We start from the raw sequence: 21,318 nt of genomic DNA, 5'->3' as shown, positions 1-21,318 counted from the left end.
CTGCGGGAAACGCTCAAGCCCGCTTGCGCAGGGCAAGGCGCATCTGCTTTTCGATCTCCACCAGCGCGAAGAAGACCCAACCCAATCCCACGATCACCAGACCATCCATGAGCGGCACGCTTTCGGTGCCGAAGAGCCGCTGCATGAATGGCAGATAGGTGATGGCAAACTGCGCCACCGTCACCGAAATGACGCAGGCCCAGACGACCTTCGTTCCGCGCACCGCGCGCCAGGTCAGCGACGTCCCGTAAATGTTGCGAATGAAGAAGACGTGGAAGATTTCCATGACCACGAGTGTGTTCATCGCCATGGTCCGGGCAAGTTCCGCCGAATGGCCCTTGTCCAGGGCGTAGAAGAAGATCCCGAAGACGAGGGCCGCAAAGAGCATGGATACGAGGAAGATATGCCAGAGCAGGTCCGCCGTCAGCAGCGGCTCGTCGCGTCGGCGCGGCGGACGCTGCATTGTCCCGTCCTCGGAGGGCTCGAACGCCAGCGCCAGGCCAAGGGTCACCGCGGTGACCAGATTGATCCAGAGGATCTGGACGGCTGTTACCGGCAGAGCGAGCCCCGCAAAAAGCGCGATGATGATCGTTGCCGCCTCTCCTGCATTCGTCGGCAATGTCCAGCTGATCACCTTCTTGATGTTGTCGTAGACGGTGCGCCCCTCGCGCACCGCAGCCGCGATCGAAGCGAAATTGTCATCCGCAAGCACGAGCTCGGCCGCTTCCTTGGCCGCCTCGCTGCCCTTGATCCCCATGGCGATCCCGGCATCGGCACGCTTCAGCGCGGGTGCGTCGTTCACGCCGTCTCCGGTCATGGCAACCGTCAGGCCCTGTGACTGCAAAGCCGTGACGAGCCGCAACTTGTGCGCCGGCGAGGTGCGGGCAAAGATGTCGGTCTCGATGGCCGCCAGAGCAAGCGACGCATCGTCCATCCGGTCGATGTCTGCGCCGGTCAGCACGCGATCGCAGCGCTGCAGGCCGATCATTGCGGCAATCGCCCTCGCCGTCGCGGCATGATCGCCGGTGATCATCTTGACCCGGATCCCGGCCCGGTGGCACTCCGCAACGGCAGCGATCGCTTCCGGCCGCGGTGGATCCATGAGGCCGACAAGACCGATCAGGGTCAGCGAACCGACAAGCGCCTCTTGCGTCAGATGACGCATTTCCGGCCGCCATTCGCCGATGGCGACGGCAAGTACACGCTGCCCCTCGGCGGCAAGCATGTCCACCATATGCTCCCAATAGGCAACATCGAGAGGACCTGTCGAACCATCCGGCATGCGCTGACCCGCGCACAGCGCGAGGATCGCCTCCGGCGCGCCTTTGACATGCACGTGGCACTTGCCCTTGTCGTCGACATGGAGGACGGCCATGTAGCGATGGGCTGCATCAAAGGGAATGACGTCAACGCGTCTCCAGCCTTCCGTGAAGGGATCGGCACCCCCGCCAGTGATCTTCCCGGCAAGCGCCATCAAGGCGCCCTCCATGGGATCACCCTCGACCCGCCAGGCACCATTGGCCGAATGCAGCACCGCATCGTTGCAAAGGCCGGCTGCGCGCGCAAAGGCAGTGAGCACGGCGTGATCGCGCGGATCGGCATCCGCGTCCTTCCAGCGCACGGCGCCCTCCGGCGCGTAGCCTTCACCATCGACGGCGTAGACATGACCGGCGGCAACCAGGCTTGCCACCACCATTTCATTGCGCGTCAACGTGCCCGTCTTGTCCGTGCAGATCACCGAAACGGAGCCAAGGGTTTCGATTGCCGGCAGTCGCCGGACGATCGCGTTGCGTCGCGCCATGGCCTGCACCCCGACAGCCAGGGTTATCGTCATCACGGCCGGCAGGCCCTCGGGGATGGCAGCGACCGAGAGCCCGACAATCGTCATGAACAGTTCGGGAAAAGCGAGATGGCCGACGACCAGGCCATAGGCGAGAAGAAGAGCGGCAACGATCAGAATGAAAAGCGTCAGCCAGCGGGCGAAGACATCCATCTGCCTCACCAGCGGGGTCGACAGGGTCTCCACCTTCTGCAGCATGCCGCTGATCTTGCCGATTTCGGTCGCCATACCGGTTGCCACCACCACGCCGCGTCCGGTGCCAGCCGCAACGAGCGTGCCGCTGAACAGCATGGAACTGCGGTCACCGAGTGCAGCGTTGCTGGCCACAGGGTCGCTTGCCTTGTCCACCGGCACCGATTCGCCGGTGAGGGCCGCTTCCTCGACCCTCAGGCTCCGCGCCTCGATCAGCCGCAGATCCGCCGGCACGCGGTCCCCGGCTTCGACCAAGACAATATCACCCGGCACGAGCTCGCTGGCATCGACGGAGGTTCTTCGACCGTCGCGCAGCACCGCGGCATGCGGCGCGAGCATGTCCTTGATCGCGTCCATCGCGGCTTCCGCACGCCCCTCCTGCAGAAAACCGACGATGGCATTGCCGAGGATGACGGCAACGATGACGCCGCTGTCGATCCAGTGCTGCATGAACGCGGTCACCGCGGCCGATGCGATCAGCACGTAGATGAGCATATTGTGAAACTGCGAGAGGAAACGGATGAGCCACCCCCGCGGCGCGACCATCGGGAGCCGGTTGAAGCCATGGATGTGAAGCCTTTCCTCCGCCTCGTCGCTTCTGAGCCCCGATAATCGGGAAGCCGTCACCTCGAGTGCGCCCTCGGAAGGAAGAGCATGAAGCATCGGCATTTCGTGGCTGTCTGTCATGAATCTCCGCTCCAACCGGATCCGAATCACCTGAAACGCGAAAGCTCTCGCTCGATCGCTTGCAGCCCTGGGCTGCAAAACGAGGCAAGCATGGCGGTCCGATCGACCCCTCGCCTTGATCTAAGACAATTCTGGCTATGGCACCGGGAGAACGGCTCTGGCGGCTCCGGCCGGCAACCAACCGGGGGATGTGAAAGCACAGGCTCAGGCAAGCCTTGACCGCTAGAAGCGCATCCATGCTGGGTGGAGTGTCCAACTGCCGGGCAAGACCTTGTGCCGGAAGCCACTGAAAAGGTTGAGACGAATAGCCTCGATCGGACGGATGCCAACCGGTGAAACACTTTTGAGCGCATTCGTTTGAAAACAAGAGGCCGATAGACATGACGTCGTCCATTTCCCTGCTGAGCCCCGCCCAGATCCGGGCGCTCCCCAATTCGACGGTGAGCTCCTGGTCGGAGGAGGAGGTAAGCTACCTCTCGAGCGCGCAGGTGAGCGCGCTGACGTCGTCCCAGATCTCCGCTCTGCAGACGGAAGCAGTTGCTGGCCTCTCGACCACGCAGCTGAAGGCGATCGCGCCCCGCTCGATCACCGGCTTGACCCTCGACCAGATCACCGCGCTCTCGCCGGACGATGTCTCGAGCCTCGTCTCGACCCAGGTAGCAGCAATGTCTGCCACCCAGCTTGGCGGCCTGAGCAGCGAACAGTCGGAGGCCCTGACCCCGGCACAGATCGCACGACTGACAGCGAGCCAGCTCAGCGCCTTCAGCATTGAGGATCTCGCCACCTTCTCTGCCGAAGACATGGCCGCGATCAACACGGCAGCTCTCAGGGGCCAATCGCCGGAGCGGCTGGCCAGTTTCTCGGCGCTACAGATTGCGGCCTTGAAACCGAATCAGATTTCGGCCCTGACACCCACTCAGATTGCAGCACTGACGCCCGAACAGATCGGCGCTTTGTCGAACACGCAAATCGCTGCCATGAGCGCCACACAGGTCGCGGCCTTGACCTCCGAGCAGCTCGATGTCTTGTCGACTTCGCAATTCACCGCGATCAGCACCCGAGCGATCGTTGGATTGAGTACAGAGCAACTCGCCTCACTTGGCGACGAAAAGATCGGCGCGCTGACCACAGGCCAGCTCACAGCCCTCACCTCGAGGCAATTGGCCGCCTTGTCCGTTGAGCAGGTCGCCAACTTCTCAAACACCCAGATCGCCGCGCTCAATCCGCGCGCCATCTCCGGCCTCACCACCGATCGGGTGGCAGGCCTGTCTCCGTCTCAGGTTTCCAGCCTGACCGCCACCCAGATTGCCGCACTGACCCGCACCCAGATGTCGGCCCTTAGTGACGATCAGCTGGCCGCCTTGACGACGACCCAGATCCGCGCCTTGAGCGCCACCCAGATTGCAGCCCTGCCGACGGCCACCGTCGCGGGCTTTACCACGTCGCAAATCGCGGCCCTCACGCCAAAGGCCGTGGCCGGGCTCAATTCCGAGCAACTGGCAGCCCTGAGCGTCGAGCAGTTGCAGAGCCTCAGCACCTCGCAGATCGCCGGAATGACCGCCGCCCAGGTCGCAAGCCTGTCGACGACCCAGATCGCCGGCCTCTCGCCGGCTCAGATCGGCGCCTTCAACTCGCCGGCTGTCACCGGATTCACGCCCACCCAGATTGCCAGCTTGAGCCTCAGCCAGATCGGCGCCATGTCGAGCACGCAGATCGCGGCTTTGAAGGCAGCCCAGGTCGCCGCCTTGACGCCTGATCAGATTGCCGGCTTCACCGCGACCCAGATACGCGGCCTCACCGGCAACCAGATTGTCGCCATGTCCGTCGAAGCCATCGCCAGTTTCTCGGGCGACCAGATTGCAGCACTCAGCGTCCGCGCCATCGCGGGCCTGACGGCCGATCAGATCGGCGCCATGTCCCTGGATCAGCTGGATGGTCTGAGCACCACCCAGATCGGCGCCCTGAGCGCTGCCCAGATTGCAGCACTGCCTTCGGACCTGATCGACGGCATGAGCCCAACCAAGATCGCCGCCATCAGCGCAAAGGCGATCACCGGCCTGACTGCCGAACGCATGGCATCGCTTGGGCCTGAGCAGATTGCCGCTCTGACGACCACCCAGATCCGCGCCTTGAAGGCGGAGCAGATTTCCGGACTGACTGCCTTCCAGACCGAAGCCATGTCGAATGGCCAGATCGGGGCTCTCTCGGCCGCCCAGATCTCGGCCCTGTCCGTGGACGCGGTCAAGGCCTGGTCGCCGACCCAGATTGCTGCCCTTTCTCCGGCCTCGATCACGGGGCTGACCACGGACCAGATCGCAGCCCTCGATGACAGCCAGATCGAGGGCCTGACCGCTGCGCAGATCGCAAGAATGACCGGTCCGCAGATCGGCGCGCTGTCGGAAGCACAGCTTGCAGCCTTCCTGCCGGCGGAAATCGCGGCGATCTCGACGAGCGCCATCTCCTCCATCTCGGCCGACAAGATCGACGGCCTGAGCCTGGAACAGATCGCCAAACTGACCACGGCCCAGATTGCCGCGATGAAGAGCGAACAGGTCGTGGCCTTCACGCCGACCCAGCTCGCTTCGCTGACCGCAAGCCAGCTGCAGTCCGTCACGGCAGCCCAGATCGCGTCGCTGTCGCCGACCAACATCGCCTCTCTTTCGCGGGAACAGATCGCGGGCCTCTCCGCCCGCACCATTGCCGCCCTCAGCACCGATCAGATCGCCGCCATGTCGGCGGATCAGATCGACGCCATGACGGCAACGCAGATTTCCGGCCTGACCGCGGCGCAACTCGGCGCCATGCGCAAGTCCGACATTCTCGCCTTCCTGCCAGCCGAAATTGCCGCCATCAGCACCAGCGCCTTTGCAAGCCTGGACGCTGAGACGATCGCCGCCCTGAACCTCGACCAGGTCGCCGCCCTGACACCGGCGCAACTCGGCGCGATGAGTGCTGACCAGGTGGCGGCCCTCACCCCGACCCAGGTCGATGTCTTGAGCGCAAAGCAGATTGCAGGCTTCGGCGCGACCCAGTCCGCGGCGCTGACCACCGCCGCACTGGGGGCCATGTCTCCCGAGCAGGTCGCAGCTCTGAGCACCTCGGCGATAGCAGCCCTCTCGACCACGCAGATTGCGGCGCTTTCGACCAACCAGATCGAGGCCCTGACCTCGGCCCAGATGGGGGCGCTGACCGCAACGCAGGTGGCAGCCCTCACGCCCACACAGCTCAGCAATCTCTCCACCGCGAAGCTCGCTGCGATCGGTGCGGCCGGCATTGCCGGCATGACGAACCAGCAGATCGCAGCGCTCGGAGCCGACCAGATTGCGGCTCTGACGACGAGCCAGATCGCAGCTCTGACGCCCGCCCAGGTGGGTGCGCTTACGCCGCAACAGGTGACGCTCTTCACCACGACACAGATCGGCGCCCTCAGCGCCAGCCAGGTCGCCGCACTCTCCAACGACAGTCTGGCCACCCTGACGAGCGAGAAGATCGCGGCGCTGAACGTCAAGGCAATCCCGGGACTGACCACCTCCCAGATCGCCTCGATGTCGACGACGCAGATCGACAGTCTCAGCCAGACGCAGATCGCAGCGCTCACCGCAACACAGATCGGTGCGCTCTCCTCTGCACAGCTGGGAACGCTGTCCAACGCAGAGCTCGCAGCCATTGCGCCGACCGCGATTTCCGGCCTCTCGGCCGCCAACATCGCCGGCCTGAGCCAGGAGCAGATCGGCGTGCTGACGGCAGCCCAGGTCGGCGCCTTGACCTTCGACCAGCTGAATGCCCTGCGGCCCGACCAGCTCGGCGTCATGACCGCAACCCAGATCGGCGCGCTGACGGCAACCCAGATCGCATCGCTTTCGGCCGGAACCATCTCCGCCCTCTCGGCGACCCAGATTGCCGCCATCTCCACCAAGGCCATCCCCGGCCTGAGCTCGGCGCAGATTGCCACGCTGACGGCAAGCCAGCTGGACGCGATGACCTCGGCCCAGTTCGGCGCCTTGAGCGCCACGCAGCTGGCGGCCTTCAGCCCCACCGCGCTCGAAACCCTGACCGCCGCGGACATCGCGGCATTGTCACCAAGCGCGATCGGCGGGCTGACGCCTGCAGTCTTTGCAACGCTGCAGCCTGAACAGATTGCGGCCCTGACGACGGGACAGATCGCCGGCCTGAGCTATCATCAGCTGCGGGCGATGACGCAGGATCAGATCGGCGCACTGACGACGGCACAAGTCGGCGCCATGAACGCGATCCAGCTCGCCACGCTTGGAACCGACAAGCTCGCCTGGATGTCGACGAGCCAGATCGCCGCCATGGATCCCAAGGCGATCGGCGGCCTGACGGTGGCGCAGGTCAGCAGCATGACGGCGGACCAGGCGGAAGCCCTGACGCCGACCCAGGTCGCCGGGCTGAACTCGGCGCAGCTGACGGCGCTCGGCGCGACCAACTTCAGAACCTTCTCGACGGAAGACATCGCAGCCATCAGCCAGCAGGCACTTCCCGGTCTGACGGTGAGCCAGATCTCCAACATGACGCCGGCGCAGCTGCAGGCGATCAGCGCCACCCAGTCCAACAATCTGAGTCCTGAGCAGATTGCAGCCATCCTCGCCGCCTACCAGGCTGTCTGAGGATGAAAGAATGAGAGGTCGGCCTGCAGCCGGCCTCTTTCAGTTTCGGATGGTGAACTGCACGCGATCCGCCGGGAAACGGGTCACCGCAAACTGGATCGGGCACCCCTGCGGATCCGTGTTGACGGCCCGCGTGACGAGCACGATCGCGCCCGGCGTCAGCTCCAGATGGGCGACATCATCGGGTTCGGCATGAACGGCTGAAATCTCCGTCACATCGCGCAGATAGTCCTCCACCCCGCAGGCTGAGAGAGCCCGCGTGATCGAGCCGGTTTCGGCGAAGGCCTTGTCGATGCCGGCGAAGCGCTCGGACGGAAACCACATGGTGGAGCGCGAGACGGCCCGTCCGTCAGCCTTGCGGATGCCATCCAGTCTCAAGACCTCCTCACCGCGCGCCAACTGCAGCCGGTCACTCAACTCCGGCGTGGCCACCTCCCTTGAAGAGGACAGGAGAATACCCTTCAGCTCGCGGGCCTGTTCACCGATCCCTTCGGTGAAACGGGTCCGCCGTCCGATCGGGAAATCGAACTTGTCGCGCTGGGTGATCATCGTCCCGCGCCCCTGCGCGGCACGCACGATGCCCTCCTGCGCGAGTGCCGCGAGCGCCGCACGCACGGTATGGCGATTGACCCCGAATTCTTCCGCCAGCGCAGTTTCTGCCGGCACCATACCCGTCCTGTCATAGAGACCTGCCAGGATATTGGCGCGGATCCGATCGGAAATCTGGCGCCAGAGGGCAACGCCCTTCTGTCTCTGCATCACTGTTTTCGGTGTCCTTGTCACAAGCTTGTCACGACCAGCGGTTACTCCTAAAGTAACTTGTATGGTTGTCTATATTACTAGACATTTCGAGGACTGACAATGGACACAGCCAGGGAAATTGAAACAGGCCCGCAGATCGATCGAAAGCGGATCGCCGACCTGCTCGCCAAGGCAACGATAGCAGAGCTCGAGAGCGCACTTGCAGCGCTCGGCCCCATCCCGGACTTCACCGCCTTGCGTGGTCCCGAAACCGGGCTCGTGATGGTCAAGGGCCGGATCGGCGGCGGCGGCGCGCCCTTCAACCTCGGTGAAGCGACGGTCAGCCGGGCCAGCATTCGCCTAGCCGACGGACGTGTGGGCCATGGTTACCGTCTGGGCACCGACCGCAAGGCAGCCCAGTTCTCGGCCGTGCTCGACGCTCTGGCACAGGACGAGGCCGCAAGGAACACGCTCGAAACAGCCCTCTTCGCACCCCTCGAAGCCCGCCTCACCCAAGAGGCCGAACGCCTCGAGGCCGAAACGGCCGCGACGAAGGTCGATTTCTTCACCATGGTTCGAGGAGAAGATTGATGCTCGACCTCACTGAAAGCCTGGACGGCGGCTTCCCCGATGCTGTCACCCACGCCCAAGCGGTTTTTCGCAGCGTCATGGACGCCACGGCCTGCCCGGGAAGCCAGGGCGTGATCGACGTGCCGGTAGCCCCGCCTGCACCGCTTGGCGTGGCAGCAGGCGCCGTGCTCCTGACGCTCTGCGACCACGACACCCCGATCTGGCTGACACCGGTCTTGGCCAAGTCCGCCCTGCCGGGCTGGATCGGGTTCCACACCGGCGCCAGCCTGACATCCACGAAGTCCGATGCGAAATTCGCCTTCGTCGAAGCGGGAGCACCCGTCCCCTCGCTCACGCAGTTTGCGCTCGGCACCCAGGAATATCCGGATCGTTCGACGACGCTGGTCGTCGAGATCGCGGCTCTCGAGGGCGGCCAGCCTCTGCAGCTCTCGGGCCCCGGCATTCGCGACACCGCCATGATCGCACCGAAGGGTCTGCCGGAAACCTTCCTGCGCCAATGGGCCGACAATCGCGCGGTTTTCCCCCGTGGCGTCGACCTGGTGCTGACCTGTGGCCCGCGCTTCATCGCGCTGCCGCGCACGACCAAAATCCGCGAGATGGAGGCCTGAGCCATGTATGTTGCCGTCAAGGGTGGCGAAAAAGCCATCGCCAACGCCCACAAGCTCCTTGCCGACCGCCGCCGAGGTGACCGGGCGCTGCCATCGGTGACGATCGACCAGATCGTCGCGCAGCTCGGCCTTGCCGTCGATCGCGTCATGGCCGAAGCCTCGCTCTATGACTGCGCGCTCGCGGCGCTTGCCCTTAAGCAGTCGCGCGGCGACATGATCGAGGCGATCTTCCTGCTGCGCGCCTACCGCACCACGCTGCCACGCTTCGGCACCTCCCGGCCGATCGAAACAGGTAAGATGCGCGTCGAGCGCCGCGTCTCCGCCACCTACAAGGATCTGCCCGGCGGGCAGCTGCTCGGCCCCACCTTCGACTACACCCACCGCCTGCTTGATCCCTCGCTGCTCGATGACGAGACGGTGGATACCGGCGAGCAGCGCGAGGAAGGCCTGGAGCATGTCATGCGGGTCTCCGACATTCTGGACGGTGAAGGCCTGATCGAGCCGGATGGCGAAATGCCCGAGGATCACGTCGCCGGCGACATCACCCGCGAGCCGATGGAATTTCCGATGCCGCGCGACCTGCGCCTCCAGGCGCTGGCCCGCGGCGACGAAGGCTTCCTTCTGGCACTCGGCTATTCCACCCAGCGCGGCTATGGCCGCACGCATCCCTTTGTCGGCGAAATCCGCATGGGTCTGGTCGAGGTCGAATTCGACGTGCCGGAACTGGGCTTCGCCGTCTCGCTTGGCGAAATCCGCGTGACCGAATGCCAGATGGTCAACCAGTTCAAGGGCTCGGCCAAGGCCCCGCCGCAATTCACCCGCGGCTACGGCCTCGTCTTCGGCCAGAGCGAACGAAAGGCCATGTCCATGTCGCTCGTCGACCGGGCGCTCAGAACCCAGGAATTCGGCGAGGATGTCGTCGCCCCGGCCCAGGACGAGGAATTCGTGATTTCCCATTGCGACAACGTCCAGGCGACCGGTTTCGTCGAGCACCTGAAGCTGCCGCATTACGTCGACTTCCAGGCCGAGCTCGACCTCGTGCGCCGCATGCGGGCAAAGCATGATGCAAGCCGCCCCGAACAGTCAGATTTGAAAGAGGCCGCAGAATGACCGCGCTGGCAACCGAACTCGCCACCTACAACTTCGCCTATCTGGACGAACAGACCAAGCGCATGATCCGCCGCGCGATCCTGAAGGCGATCGCCATTCCCGGCTACCAGGTCCCCTTCGCCAGCAGAGAAATGCCGATGCCCTATGGCTGGGGCACCGGCGGCGTGCAGGTCACCGCCTCGATCATCGGCCGCGATGACACGCTGAAGGTCATCGACCAGGGCGCCGACGACACGACCAACGCCGTCTCCATCCGCGCCTTCTTTCAGAAGGTCGCCGAGGTCGCCGTCACCACCAAGACCAGCGAAGCCACGATCATCCAGACCCGCCACCGGATCCCCGAGGAGAAGCTCCGGGATGGTCAGGTTCTGGTCTACCAGGTCCCGATCCCCGAACCCTTGCGCTTCCTTGAGCCGCGCGAGACCGAGACCCGCAAGATGCATGCGCTGGAAGAATACGGCCTCATGCATGTCAAGCTTTACGAAGACATCGCAAAGCACGGCCGCATCGCCACGACCTATGCCTATCCGGTGAAGGTCGAGGGCCGCTATGTGATGGATCCGTCGCCGACGCCGAAATTCGACAATCCGAAGATGCACATGTCCGAAGCCCTGCAGCTCTTCGGCGCCGGCCGCGAGAAACGCATCTATGCCGTTCCGCCCTACACCGACGTCGTCAGCCTCGACTTCGAGGATCACCCCTTCGAAATCCAGACCTTCGACAAGCCCTGCGCGCTCTGCGGCGCCCACAACGTCTATCTCGACGAGGTCGTGCTCGACGACAAGGGCGGCCGGATGTTCGTCTGCTCCGACACCGACCACTGCGAGACCCGCCAGGCAGAAGGCCATGTCGGCGAAATGCTCGCCCAGAACAAGGAGGCCGCAGAATGAGCGACCAGCCCCTTCTGAAAGTTCGCAACCTTTCGAAATTCTACGGCAACCGCATCGGCTGCTCCGAAGTCTCCTTTGACCTTTGGCCGGGCGAAGTGCTCGCCATCGTCGGCGAAAGCGGATCAGGCAAGACGACGCTTCTGAACTGCCTGTCCACCCGGCTGATGCCGACGACCGGCTGTGTCGACTACCACATGCGCGACGGTCAGTACCGCGAACTCTACCATATGGGCGAGGCCGAACGCCGCTTCCTGATGCGCACCGACTGGGGTTTCGTGCACCAGAACCCGGCTGACGGCCTGCGCATGACGGTCTCGGCCGGCGCCAATGTCGGCGAACGTCTGATGGCTGTCGGTGATCGCCACTACGGAAAGATCCGCCAGACGGCGAGCGAATGGCTGGAGCGCGTGGAAATCTCCACGGATCGCATCGACGACCAGCCGCGCGCCTTCTCGGGCGGCATGCGCCAGCGCCTGCAGATCGCCCGCAATCTCGTCACCGGTCCCCGCCTCGTCTTCATGGACGAGCCGACCGGCGGCCTCGATGTCTCGGTCCAGGCGCGCCTGCTCGATCTCGTCCGCGGCCTCGTCAACGACCTCGGCCTCTCGGCCATCGTCGTCACCCACGATCTCGCGGTCGCCCGCCTCCTCTCGCACCGCATGATGGTGATGAAGGATGGCCATGTGATCGAACACGGCCTCACCGACCGCGTGCTCGACGATCCCCGCGAACCCTATACGCAGCTGCTTGTATCCTCGATCCTGCAGGTCTGACGGAGACACCCATGGCTACGCCTCTCATCGTTTCAGAAGTCGCCAAAAGCTTCACCATGCATTTGCGCGGTGGGCTCGTCCTGCCCGTGGTCGCAAACGTCTCCTTTTCGGTTGCATCAGGCGAATGCGTCGTGCTCGGCGGCCCCTCCGGGATCGGCAAGAGCTCGATCTTGAAGATGCTCTACGGCAACTACGCCGTCGACCAGGGCCAGATCCTCGTCAACCATGGTGGCCGTATCGTCGACATCGCTTCGGCCGACCCGCGCACGGTGCTCGAAGTCCGTCGTGCCACGCTGGGTTATGTAAGCCAGTTCCTGCGCACTGTCCCGCGCGTCTCGACTCTCGACGTGGTCGCCGAACCGCTCGTCGCACGCGGTGTATCGGCAGACGAAGCTCGCGAGCGGGCCAGCGAACTATTAAGCCGGCTAAACTTGCCGCGCGATCTCTGGCAGCTGCCGCCTTCGACCTTCTCGGGCGGCGAACAGCAACGGGTCAACATCGCCCGCGGCTTCATCACCGACCATTCGGTCCTGCTCCTAGATGAACCGACTGCCTCGCTCGACGCCGCAAACCGCGCCGTGGTCGTCTCGATGATCCGCGCCAAGAAGGAAGCCGGCGTCGCCCTGCTCGGCATCTTCCACGACGAGGAAGTGCGCGAAGCCGTCGCCGACCGTATCCTCGACGTCATGCAGTTTTCGCCGCGAAAGACCGCAGCATGACCAAAAAGCTCGGGATCGCCCCCCTTGTCCACGAGACCGCCCGGGTCGTGAATTCGACGCTCGGTCGCTACACGGAAGTCGCTGATCGTTGCCGTCTGGAAGAAGTCGAGATGGGCGACTATTCCTACATCATGCAGGACGGCTCGATCTGGTGCGCGACGGTCGGCAAATTTGCCAACATCGCAGCAAGCGTGCGCATCAACGCCACCAACCATCCGACCTGGCGCCCCACGCTGCACCACTTCACCTACCGCGCCGGCGACTATTTCGACGGCGCCGAAAACGACCACGACTTCTTCGCCTGGCGCCGCGACAATCGCGTCACAATCGGCCACGACGTCTGGATCGGCCATGGCGCGACCGTCCTTCCTGGGGTCACCGTTGGGGATGGCGCAGTGATCGGCGCCGGCGCCGTCGTCTCACGTGACGTCGCCCCCTACACAATCGTCGGTGGCGTGCCCGCGAAACTCATTCGAGAGCGGTTCCCGCAGGCTGTCGCCGAGCGCATGCAGGCGCTTGCCTGGTGGGACTGGGACCACGACCGACTGTTCGGCGCGCTTGAGGATTTCCGTCACATGGATGCGGAACAATTCATCGAAAAATACGCATAATTGCAGCGAAATCAGAATCTTATCTGGTTTCACAAATCCTACACGAAACTGACATTCGCATTTCACGGGCCAAAGCTAATGCCTATCCAGTACCGCAATCAATGACGGCGAAGGAAAGACGATGCTCTTCAGGCTGGACAACCTCACCCGCCAGTTCGGAACCAACAAGGCCGTGGACTCGGTCACGCTTGAGATCCCGGCTGGCCAGATGGTCGGCGTGATCGGCCGCTCCGGCGCCGGCAAGTCGACGCTGCTGCGCATGATCAACCGCCTGGTCGATCCCACCTCCGGCAGCATCCGTTTCGGCGATCTCGAAATCTCGAACCTGCATGGCACGGCGCTGCGCAACTGGCAGCGCGACTGCGCCATGATCTTCCAGCAGTTCAACCTGGTGCCGCGCCTTGACGTGCTCACCAATGTCCTGCTCGGCCGCCTCAACCATCGTTCGACGGCCCTCTCGATCCTCAACGTCTTCACCCGCGAGGAGCGCCTGATGGCGATCGCCGCCCTTGAGCGTCTGGGCATCGAGCAGACCGCGCTCCAGGCCGCCGGCACCCTGTCGGGTGGCCAGCAGCAGCGCGTGGCGATTGCCCGCGCCCTGATGCAGTCGCCGAAAATGGTCCTCGCCGACGAGCCGATCGCCTCGCTCGATCCGCTCAACGCGAAGATCGTGATGGACGCCCTGCGCGACATCAACGAGCGCGAAGGCATCACCGTCATCACCAATCTGCACACGCTCGATACCGCCCGCAATTACTGTGAGCGCATCATCGGCATGGCGCGTGGCCGCGTCGTCTTCGACGGCTCGCCGAACGAACTCACGGCCGAGGCTGTGCATGAAATCTACGGCGCCGACCAGCATGGCGCCGGCATCGACGAGACCATGACCTCGACGAGCATCAACATTGCGCATCAGGACAATGAGCAGTGCAAGATCCCATCCGCTGGCCTCCGCCCTCTCGCCGTCGCTGAGGCCTGAGCCACGAAGATCGCTGGCCCTGCGACACGGGCGATACGTCAAGACATACCCTCATCCTACGAAACAGGAGATGAACTCATGTTGAAGAAGACCCTGCTCGCCACGGCGGCTCTCGTTGCTCTGGCCTCCGGCGTTCACGCCGAAGACCTCAAGGAATTCCGCATCGGCATCCTCGGCGGCGAAAACGAAGCCGACCGCCTGCGCAACTTCCAGTGCATGACCGAAAAGCTTCCGTCGGTTCTCGGCGTTGAAAAGGTCTCGCTCTTCCCGGCCGCCGACTATGACGGCGTTGTTCAGGGCCTGCTGGGCGGCACGCTTGATTACGCCGAACTCGGCGCATCGGCCTTTGCCAAGGTTTACCTCGCCAAGGCTGACGCCGTCGAGCCGATCCTGACCACTGTCCAGACCGACGGTTCCAGCGGCTACTACTCGATCATGGTCGCTCGCAAGGATTCGGGCATCACCAAGGTCGAAGACATCAAGGGCAAGAAGCTCGGCTATGCCGATCCGGACTCCACCTCCGGCTACCTCGTCCCCCTCGTCACCCTGCCGGAAGCGCTCGGCGGCCCGGTTGACCAGGTTGTCGCCTCCACCGGCTTCGGCGGCGGCCACGAAAACCTCGTCCTCGAAGTCGTCAAGGGCACCTTCGACGTTGGCACGACCTGGGGTTCTGGCGTCGGCGAGTTCAAGGACGGCTACACTTCCGGCAACCTGCGCAAGATGGTCGACAAGGGCATCCTGAACATGGATGACCTGGTTGAAGTCTGGAAGTCCCCGCTGATCCCGAACGGTCCGGTCGTCGTTCGCACCTCGATGAACGAAGACATGAAGACCAAGTTCAAAGAATTCATGATGGGCCTGCCGGAATCTGACCCGGCCTGCTTCTCGGCCATCCAGGGCGGCGATTTCAAGGGCTTCACCGAAGTCAACGTCGACTTCTACAAGCCGATCATCGACGCTCGTAAGGCCACCATCGGCGGCTGATCGCTGACGTAAGCAATGGGACCGCCGGTCGGGACACCGCCGGCGGTCTTTCCTTGAAGCCTTTCCAGAAGGAATTGCGGTGATGGCCATGACGGCGACACAGCCCCCCCTGAGCGAGCGCGGCGCCGCCGTCGAGCGCCACTGGCAGGAACTTGCCGCCAAGCGGCGCATGTATACGGGCCTCGGCGCCGTGATCCTGTTCCTGGCGGTGACCGGTTCGCTGTGGTTCGCCAACGAGACCAATGCCGGCAAGTTCTTCGACCGGCTGCCTTATTTTTTCGATTTCGTCGGTGAGCTTGTCCCCCGCGACGGCTGGGAAATCTGGCGTGCTCTGTTCGACCTGCCGTCCCCCTACGACGACGGAAGCCTGAAATACAATTATCCGGAAGGCCGGTTCTACATCACCGAGAGCCTCTACATCCCGGAATACTTCCACAAGATGCTCGAGACGGTGAACATCGCGCTGCTCTCGACCGTGATCGCCATGATCTTCGGCTATGCGCTGGCATTCCTGGCGGCGAAGAACACCATGGCCAGCGCCTGGATTCGCTGGCCGGTACGCCGCTTCATGGAAATCCTCCGTGCCTTTCCGGAAGTGGTCATCGCCGGCTTCTTCCTGGCGATCCTGTCGCTCGGTCCGATCCCCGCCATTATTGCCGTCACGGTCCATACCATCGGGGCGCTCGGCAAGATGTTCTTCGAGGTCATCGAGAACGCCGATATGCGGCCGGACGAGGGTCTGAGAGCCGTTGGTGCGAACTGGTTCGAACGCGTCTGGTTCGCCATCACACCCCAGGTCATGCCTAACTTCATGAGCTATTTCCTGCTGCGTCTCGAGATCAACGTGCGCGCGTCGACCATTATCGGCGCAGTCGGTGGCGGCGGAATTGGTGAAGCACTCCGTCTCTCGATCGGCCAGGGACACGAAGCCAAGACGCTGGCCATCATCCTTCTTCTTCTGTCGACCGTCATTGCCGTCGACCAGTTCTCTGCCTGGCTCCGCCGCAAGCTTGTCGGCGAGCAGGCCTTCCAGTCGGTCACGTGAGGTTCCCATGTCGATGATCAACTCCGCCGAACTGAACCGCCTCGCCGAACGCTACCCGCACGTTCTGGAGCGCAGCCTCTGGCAACGCTACCGGATCCCTTTCTCAATCGGGATGCTATCGCTGTACTTCCTGTTCTGCTGGTGGTTTTTCGCCATCGGCAAGACGCTGTCGGAAGCCAATTGGGGCATCGCGAGCAACTATCTCGCCGACTGGGTATCGTACGAAATCCGTCCCGAATTCGACATTGACCGAGATGGTGCGCTGACGATCAGCTATCCCCGCTTCGATCCGATCGGCCCGAACCCAAACCCGGACTGGATCGAGACGACGCGCACAACGATCACCCGATCAGAAGCGCCAACGCCCTCCGCCGCAGCGCCCGCCCCGACTGCTCCTAAGCCGAGCTCCTCGTTCAGCTTCATGGCTTCCCCCACGCCGCAGGCATCGGCCCCCACAACGGCGGCCGGCAGCGCTGCGGCTGCGCCGGCAGTGACGACGGAGGAGGTGATCACTGAGGCACAGGTCGCCCTTTCAGGAAGCGCCCGAATCGACATCGCGGGTGACCGCGTGACGCTGACCCGCGGCAGTGAGACGGTAACGCTTCTGCTCGACCCGGAAGACGACACCGTGATGATCGAGGGCGCCCGGCCAGACTGGGTGGAGCAGCGCCTCGAAGGCGGTCGCGTCATCGCTTTTTTCGGCTCAGCCGGCTGGATCGACGTCTCCTCCGATCGTGTCCGTGTGCGCAAGCGTTTCTTCGGTTGGGAAAACTTCGTCTTCGACACCAACTCGCCCTTCTTCGGCCTCTCTTCCGGTGAAGTCTGGCAGCAGATCACCTCCGGCGAACGCATCGATCCGAAGATGAGCAATCTGGCACTCGCCTGGAACAACATCCTCTACAACGCGTCATGGCAGCACCTCGACGTCTGGACCAAGTTGTTGCAGACCATCGTCATGGCTTTCATGGGCACCCTGCTCGCCATGCTGGTCGCCTTCCCGCTTTCCTTTATCGCCGCGCGCAACATCACTCGCAACCGACCGGTCAACCAGATCACCAAGCGCTTCTTCGACTTCGTCCGGTCGGTCGACATGCTGATCTGGGCCCTGTTCTTCACCCGCGCCTTCGGGCCGGGACCGCTTGCCGGCATTTCCGCGATTTTCGTCACCGACACCGGCACGCTCGGCAAGCTCTACGCCGAGGCCCTGGAGAACATCGATGACAAGCAGCGCGAGGGCGTGAAATCGGTCGGCGCGCCCTCCGCAGCCGTGCAGCGCTTCGGCGTCCTGCCGCAGGTCATGCCGGTCTTTGCCTCCCAGGCGCTCTACTTCTGGGAATCCAACACCCGCTCGGCCACGATCATTGGCGCTGTCGGCGCCGGCGGCATCGGTCTGAAGCTCTGGGAAGCCATGCGCACCAATTCCGACTGGGAAAACGTCGCCTACATGGTGCTGCTCATCCTCATCGTGGTGTTTCTATTCGATGCCATCTCCAATAGCCTGCGCTCGCGCCTGATCGGCAAGAGTCGCCACTGACATACCGGGCGGGACCAGCCGCCCGCACTTAAGATACGAAAGCCAAAGCCTTGCGTTACGCCCTCTACTTCGCCCCCGCCGCCGATGATCCGCTGAACAGAACGGCAGCGGAATGGCTGGGGCGGGATGCGTTCACCAGGACCGAGTTTCCCAAGGCCGCAGACGGCGGCCTATCGAGCGACGAACTACATGCGCTGACGGCCGATCCGAGACGCTACGGCTTCCATGCAACCCTGAAAGCACCCTTCCACCTGGCCGATGGGCGAAGCGAAGTTGACCTCCTGGACGCGATGAAAGCCTTCACCGCGAAAACGTCCGCCTTCGATATTCCTTCCGTGGTGGTCGGGCAGTTGGGCCACTTCTTCGCCCTGGTGCCGGAGAACCTTCACCCACCCTTGCAGGCGTTCGCGGCAAGCGTCGTGGAAACCTTCGAGTCCTTCCGCGCACCGCTTTCCGAGACAGATATCGCAAGGCGCAAGCCCGACTCGTTGCCGCCACGCCAGCGGGAAAACCTTGTCACTTGGGGTTACCCTTACGTCTTCGACGACTTCCGCTTCCACATGACCCTGACGGGCCCTGTGCCCGAAGCACAGGCGCCGGCCATGGCAGCAATCTTGAGCCGACGCTTCGCTGATTTCATCCGCCGCCCCTTGAGGATCGACGCTCTCGTCCTTTGTGTCGAACCCGAACGCGGTGCTCCATTTTTCGTCCATTCATGGCTGCCCCTGAAGGCGGCCCAACAGAACGGCTGATCCCATGTCTGAACAGATACTTTCAAACGCCCGCATTGTCCTCGAAGACCGGATCATCGATGGCAGCGTCGTCATTCGTGACGGCAAGATCGCATCGATCGACGAGGGAAAGAGCAGCACGGGCGAAGACTTCGGCGGTGATTACCTGATCCCCGGTCTTGTCGAACTGCACACCGACCATCTGGAATCGCACTATTCCCCGCGCCCCGGCGTACGCTGGCACATGACCTCGGCCATCCAGGCCCATGACGCCCAGATCGTCACCTCGGGCATCACCACCGTTTTCGACTGCCTGCGCATGGGCTCCGACGAAGATGGCGGCTTTGACAAGGGCGAGATGCGCGAGATGGCCGACGCCATCCAGGCCGCAGAACGCGACGACCGGCTGCGCGCGGAGCACCTCATTCACCTGCGCTGTGAAGTCGCCTCGGACAATGTGCTCGATCACTTCGCCGATTTCGAGAACGACCCGCATGTGCGCCTCGTCTCGCTGATGGACCATTCCCCGGGCCAGCGTCAGTTCCAGACGATGGACCAGTACACGCTCTACTACAAGACCAAGCGCGGCCTGACCGACGAGCAGTTCTCCCGCTTCGTGGAAAGCCGCCTCTCGCTCTCGCAGAAATATTCCGCGGTCCATCGGGATGCGCTCGCCAAGGTCTGCGCCGAGCGCGGCATCACCGTTGCAAGCCATGACGATGCGACGCTGGCCCATGTTGAAGAGGCCAAGGGACACGGCGTGAAGCTCGCGGAATTTCCGACCAGCTTCGAAGCTGCGGAAGCCTCCCACAAATCCGGCATGAGCGTCTTGATGGGCGCCCCGAACGTCGTGCGCGGCAAGTCGCATTCCGGCAACATCGCCGCCCGCGATCTCGCCAAGCGCGGCGTGCTCGACGTCCTCTCCTCCGACTACGTGCCGCTTAGCCTCCTGCATGCAAGCTTCGTGCTCGCCGACGAAATCGACGGCATCTCGCTGCCCCAGGCGATCGCCATGGTCACATCAACGCCGGCACGCACCGTCAGCCTCGACGATCGCGGCCGCATCGAATCCGGCCTGCGGGCCGATCTCGTGCGCGTCCGGCGGACGGATGGCGTTCCGGTCATCCGCTCGGTCTGGCGAGAAGGGCGTCGGGTGGCTTGATGACGCAAGCAGTCACGGAGCGGTCGGCAGGCACGGACACCGTCAGCGGCACGCTGGTTGCCGTCGTCGGCCCGAGCGGCGTCGGCAAGGACAGCCTGATGGACTTCGCGCGCCTGCACTTCGCCGGTCGCTCGGACCTGCATTTCGTCCGCCGCGTGATTACCCGTCCGCGCGATGCCGTCGGCGAGGACCATGAACCCGTGACGCTCGACCGCTTCGAAGCGCTTTCGCAGGCAGGCGCCTTCGCCGTCAGCTGGCGGGCCCATGGGCTCGGCTATGGCATTCCTGCCGATGTCTACCAGAGCCTCGGCCGTGGAGACGTCGTCATCGCCAATGGATCCCGCTCGGCGCTCGAAGCCTTCCGCTCAGCCTTCGCGAATCTCGTCGTCGTCAATGTCACCGCGCGGCCTGAAGTCCTGGCCAAGCGCCTTGCGGCCCGCGGCCGGGAAACCGCTGCCGACATCGAAGCCCGGCTCGCCCGCGCGACCGAGCCCTTGTCTCCGGACTTGCACGTCGTCGAAATCGACAACAGCGGCGAATTGGACGCGGCCGGCAGAACGCTTGTCGATCTGATCGAGAGCCTGCTACACAAGGACTGAGGAGCCCGTGGCACCGGTTCACTGATAAGCCTGCCACACTCTGAACGCGAAAGCTTCGCCGCCTCGCTTTTTCCAGGCTTTCGGCTTGACTCCCGTCATGCCCTCACGTATGCGACGCTCGACTTAAAGCGTAGGCGAACTGCGCCTTTCGTTCTTCGCGATCTCGCGAAGCGCAACCGGCGGATCGTTTGATCCGCTCCTCCGACTGGCAAAAAGACGGCCCCTCGACAAGGGGAGAGCCGGAACGAACATGAAAGGATAAAAAATGTTCGCAGTCATCAAGACCGGCGGTAAGCAGTACCGCGTTAACGCCAACGACGTGCTGACCATCGAAAAGCTGGAAGCCGAAGCTGGCGCAACCATCGAATTCAACGAAGTTCTCGTCGTCGGCGAAGGCGAATCTGCAACCATCGGCGCGCCCTTCGTGGCTGGCGCCAAGGTTACGGCCGAAGTTGTCGAACAGACCCGCGGCAAGAAGGTCATCGCCTTCAAGAAGCGTCGTCGTCAGAACTCGAAGCGTTCGCGCGGCCATCGTCAGCACCACACCGTGGTGCGTATCACCGACATCGTCGCCGCCTGAAGCGCGTCTAACTACAAGGTTTAAAGGAGAACTCCCATGGCACACAAAAAAGCTGGCGGTTCCTCGCGCAACGGTCGCGATTCCAATTCCAAGCGCCTCGGCGTGAAGAAGTTCGGTGGCGAAGTCGTCATTCCGGGCAACATTATCGTGCGTCAGCGCGGCACCCAGTGGCATCCGGGCGCGAACGTCGGCATGGGCAAGGACCATACCCTCTTTGCACTCACGGCCGGCAATGTGGACTACCGTACGAAGTCGAACGGTCGAGTCTTCGTGTCTGTAATGCCGAAAGCCGAAGCAGCGGAATAAGCCGGTAG

Annotated in this window: 19 protein-coding genes; 17 read left to right on the top strand and 2 right to left on the bottom strand. The window is 63.5% G+C overall.

Annotation, left to right across the window (positions count from 1 at the left end):
- Positions 1-13 precede the first annotated feature (13 nt).
- Positions 14-2,719, bottom strand: a complete 2,706-nt coding sequence (locus FAA86_RS07130; protein WP_136539339.1) for a cation-transporting P-type ATPase — start codon at positions 2,717-2,719, stop codon at positions 14-16.
- Positions 2,720-3,099: 380 nt separating this feature from the next.
- Between FAA86_RS07130 and FAA86_RS07125 the strand changes: the two genes are divergently transcribed.
- Positions 3,100-7,347, top strand: coding sequence for a hypothetical protein (locus FAA86_RS07125; protein WP_136539337.1), 4,248 nt, complete (start codon positions 3,100-3,102; stop codon positions 7,345-7,347).
- Positions 7,348-7,386: 39 nt separating this feature from the next.
- Here FAA86_RS07125 and phnF read toward each other — a convergent pair whose 3' ends face one another.
- On the bottom strand, positions 7,387-8,106 hold the full coding sequence (gene phnF, locus FAA86_RS07120) for a phosphonate metabolism transcriptional regulator PhnF (protein WP_136539335.1): 720 nt from the start codon (positions 8,104-8,106) through the stop codon (positions 7,387-7,389).
- Positions 8,107-8,208: 102 nt separating this feature from the next.
- Here phnF and phnG point away from each other — a divergent pair, with 102 nt between their 5' ends.
- From phnG to rpmA, 16 genes are all read left to right on the top strand, one after another.
- Entirely contained in the window at positions 8,209-8,679 is a 471-nt protein-coding gene (phnG, locus tag FAA86_RS07115) for a phosphonate C-P lyase system protein PhnG (RefSeq protein WP_136539333.1), read from the top strand.
- A complete protein-coding gene (gene phnH / locus FAA86_RS07110) occupies positions 8,679-9,287 on the top strand; it encodes a phosphonate C-P lyase system protein PhnH (RefSeq protein ID WP_136539331.1) in 609 nt (202 codons plus the stop codon). The genes phnG and phnH overlap by 1 nt, the downstream gene beginning before the upstream one ends.
- Before the next feature lie 3 nt (positions 9,288-9,290).
- Positions 9,291-10,397 carry a carbon-phosphorus lyase complex subunit gene (locus tag FAA86_RS07105; RefSeq protein ID WP_136539329.1) on the top strand — a complete coding sequence of 369 codons (1,107 nt, stop codon included), beginning with the start codon at positions 9,291-9,293 and terminating at the stop codon, positions 10,395-10,397.
- Positions 10,394-11,287 carry an alpha-D-ribose 1-methylphosphonate 5-phosphate C-P-lyase PhnJ gene (locus tag FAA86_RS07100; protein WP_136539327.1) on the top strand — a complete coding sequence of 298 codons (894 nt, stop codon included), beginning with the start codon at positions 10,394-10,396 and terminating at the stop codon, positions 11,285-11,287. Before FAA86_RS07105 ends, FAA86_RS07100 begins: the two co-directional genes overlap by 4 nt.
- Positions 11,284-12,060 (top strand): phosphonate C-P lyase system protein PhnK, encoded by a 777-nt coding sequence (phnK, locus tag FAA86_RS07095; protein WP_113459016.1) that lies wholly within the window; start codon positions 11,284-11,286, stop codon positions 12,058-12,060. The genes FAA86_RS07100 and phnK overlap by 4 nt, the downstream gene beginning before the upstream one ends.
- Positions 12,061-12,071: 11 nt before the next feature.
- Positions 12,072-12,779 carry a phosphonate C-P lyase system protein PhnL gene (gene phnL / locus FAA86_RS07090; RefSeq protein WP_136539325.1) on the top strand — a complete coding sequence of 236 codons (708 nt, stop codon included), beginning with the start codon at positions 12,072-12,074 and terminating at the stop codon, positions 12,777-12,779.
- The gene (locus FAA86_RS07085; RefSeq protein ID WP_136539323.1) at positions 12,776-13,390 is read left to right on the top strand and encodes a DapH/DapD/GlmU-related protein; all 615 of its coding nucleotides are present in this window, start codon (positions 12,776-12,778) and stop codon (positions 13,388-13,390) included. The genes phnL and FAA86_RS07085 overlap by 4 nt, the downstream gene beginning before the upstream one ends.
- A 121-nt stretch (positions 13,391-13,511) precedes the next feature.
- Positions 13,512-14,369, top strand: coding sequence for a phosphonate ABC transporter ATP-binding protein (gene phnC / locus FAA86_RS07080; protein WP_136539321.1), 858 nt, complete (start codon positions 13,512-13,514; stop codon positions 14,367-14,369).
- Positions 14,370-14,447: 78 nt separating this feature from the next.
- Positions 14,448-15,353, top strand: coding sequence for a phosphonate ABC transporter substrate-binding protein (gene phnD / locus FAA86_RS07075; RefSeq protein ID WP_113459020.1), 906 nt, complete (start codon positions 14,448-14,450; stop codon positions 15,351-15,353).
- Between the two features lie 82 nt (positions 15,354-15,435).
- Positions 15,436-16,398, top strand: a complete 963-nt coding sequence (gene phnE, locus FAA86_RS07070; protein WP_136539319.1) for a phosphonate ABC transporter, permease protein PhnE — start codon at positions 15,436-15,438, stop codon at positions 16,396-16,398.
- Between the two features lie 7 nt (positions 16,399-16,405).
- Complete coding sequence (phnE, locus tag FAA86_RS07065; protein WP_136539317.1) at positions 16,406-17,932, top strand: phosphonate ABC transporter, permease protein PhnE; 1,527 nt, start codon at positions 16,406-16,408, stop codon at positions 17,930-17,932.
- A gap of 50 nt (positions 17,933-17,982) precedes the next feature.
- Entirely contained in the window at positions 17,983-18,684 is a 702-nt protein-coding gene (locus FAA86_RS07060) for a DUF1045 domain-containing protein (RefSeq protein ID WP_136539315.1), read from the top strand.
- A 4-nt stretch (positions 18,685-18,688) separates the two neighbouring features.
- Positions 18,689-19,825, top strand: a complete 1,137-nt coding sequence (locus FAA86_RS07055) for an alpha-D-ribose 1-methylphosphonate 5-triphosphate diphosphatase (RefSeq protein WP_136539313.1) — start codon at positions 18,689-18,691, stop codon at positions 19,823-19,825.
- Positions 19,825-20,424 carry a phosphonate metabolism protein/1,5-bisphosphokinase (PRPP-forming) PhnN gene (gene phnN / locus FAA86_RS07050; protein WP_136539311.1) on the top strand — a complete coding sequence of 200 codons (600 nt, stop codon included), beginning with the start codon at positions 19,825-19,827 and terminating at the stop codon, positions 20,422-20,424. The genes FAA86_RS07055 and phnN overlap by 1 nt, the downstream gene beginning before the upstream one ends.
- A gap of 265 nt (positions 20,425-20,689) precedes the next feature.
- Complete coding sequence (gene rplU, locus FAA86_RS07045; RefSeq protein ID WP_113377745.1) at positions 20,690-21,004, top strand: 50S ribosomal protein L21; 315 nt, start codon at positions 20,690-20,692, stop codon at positions 21,002-21,004.
- A 36-nt stretch (positions 21,005-21,040) separates the two neighbouring features.
- Complete coding sequence (rpmA, locus tag FAA86_RS07040) at positions 21,041-21,310, top strand: 50S ribosomal protein L27 (RefSeq protein ID WP_110791351.1); 270 nt, start codon at positions 21,041-21,043, stop codon at positions 21,308-21,310.
- Positions 21,311-21,318 lie beyond the last annotated feature (8 nt).

Source organism: Rhizobium rosettiformans W3, from assembly GCF_004912135.1.
Classification (GTDB): Bacteria; Pseudomonadota; Alphaproteobacteria; order Rhizobiales; family Rhizobiaceae; genus Allorhizobium; species Allorhizobium rosettiformans.
The sequence above is the reverse complement of the archived record's forward strand: the minus strand, read 5'-3'. Positions and strand labels throughout refer to the sequence as shown.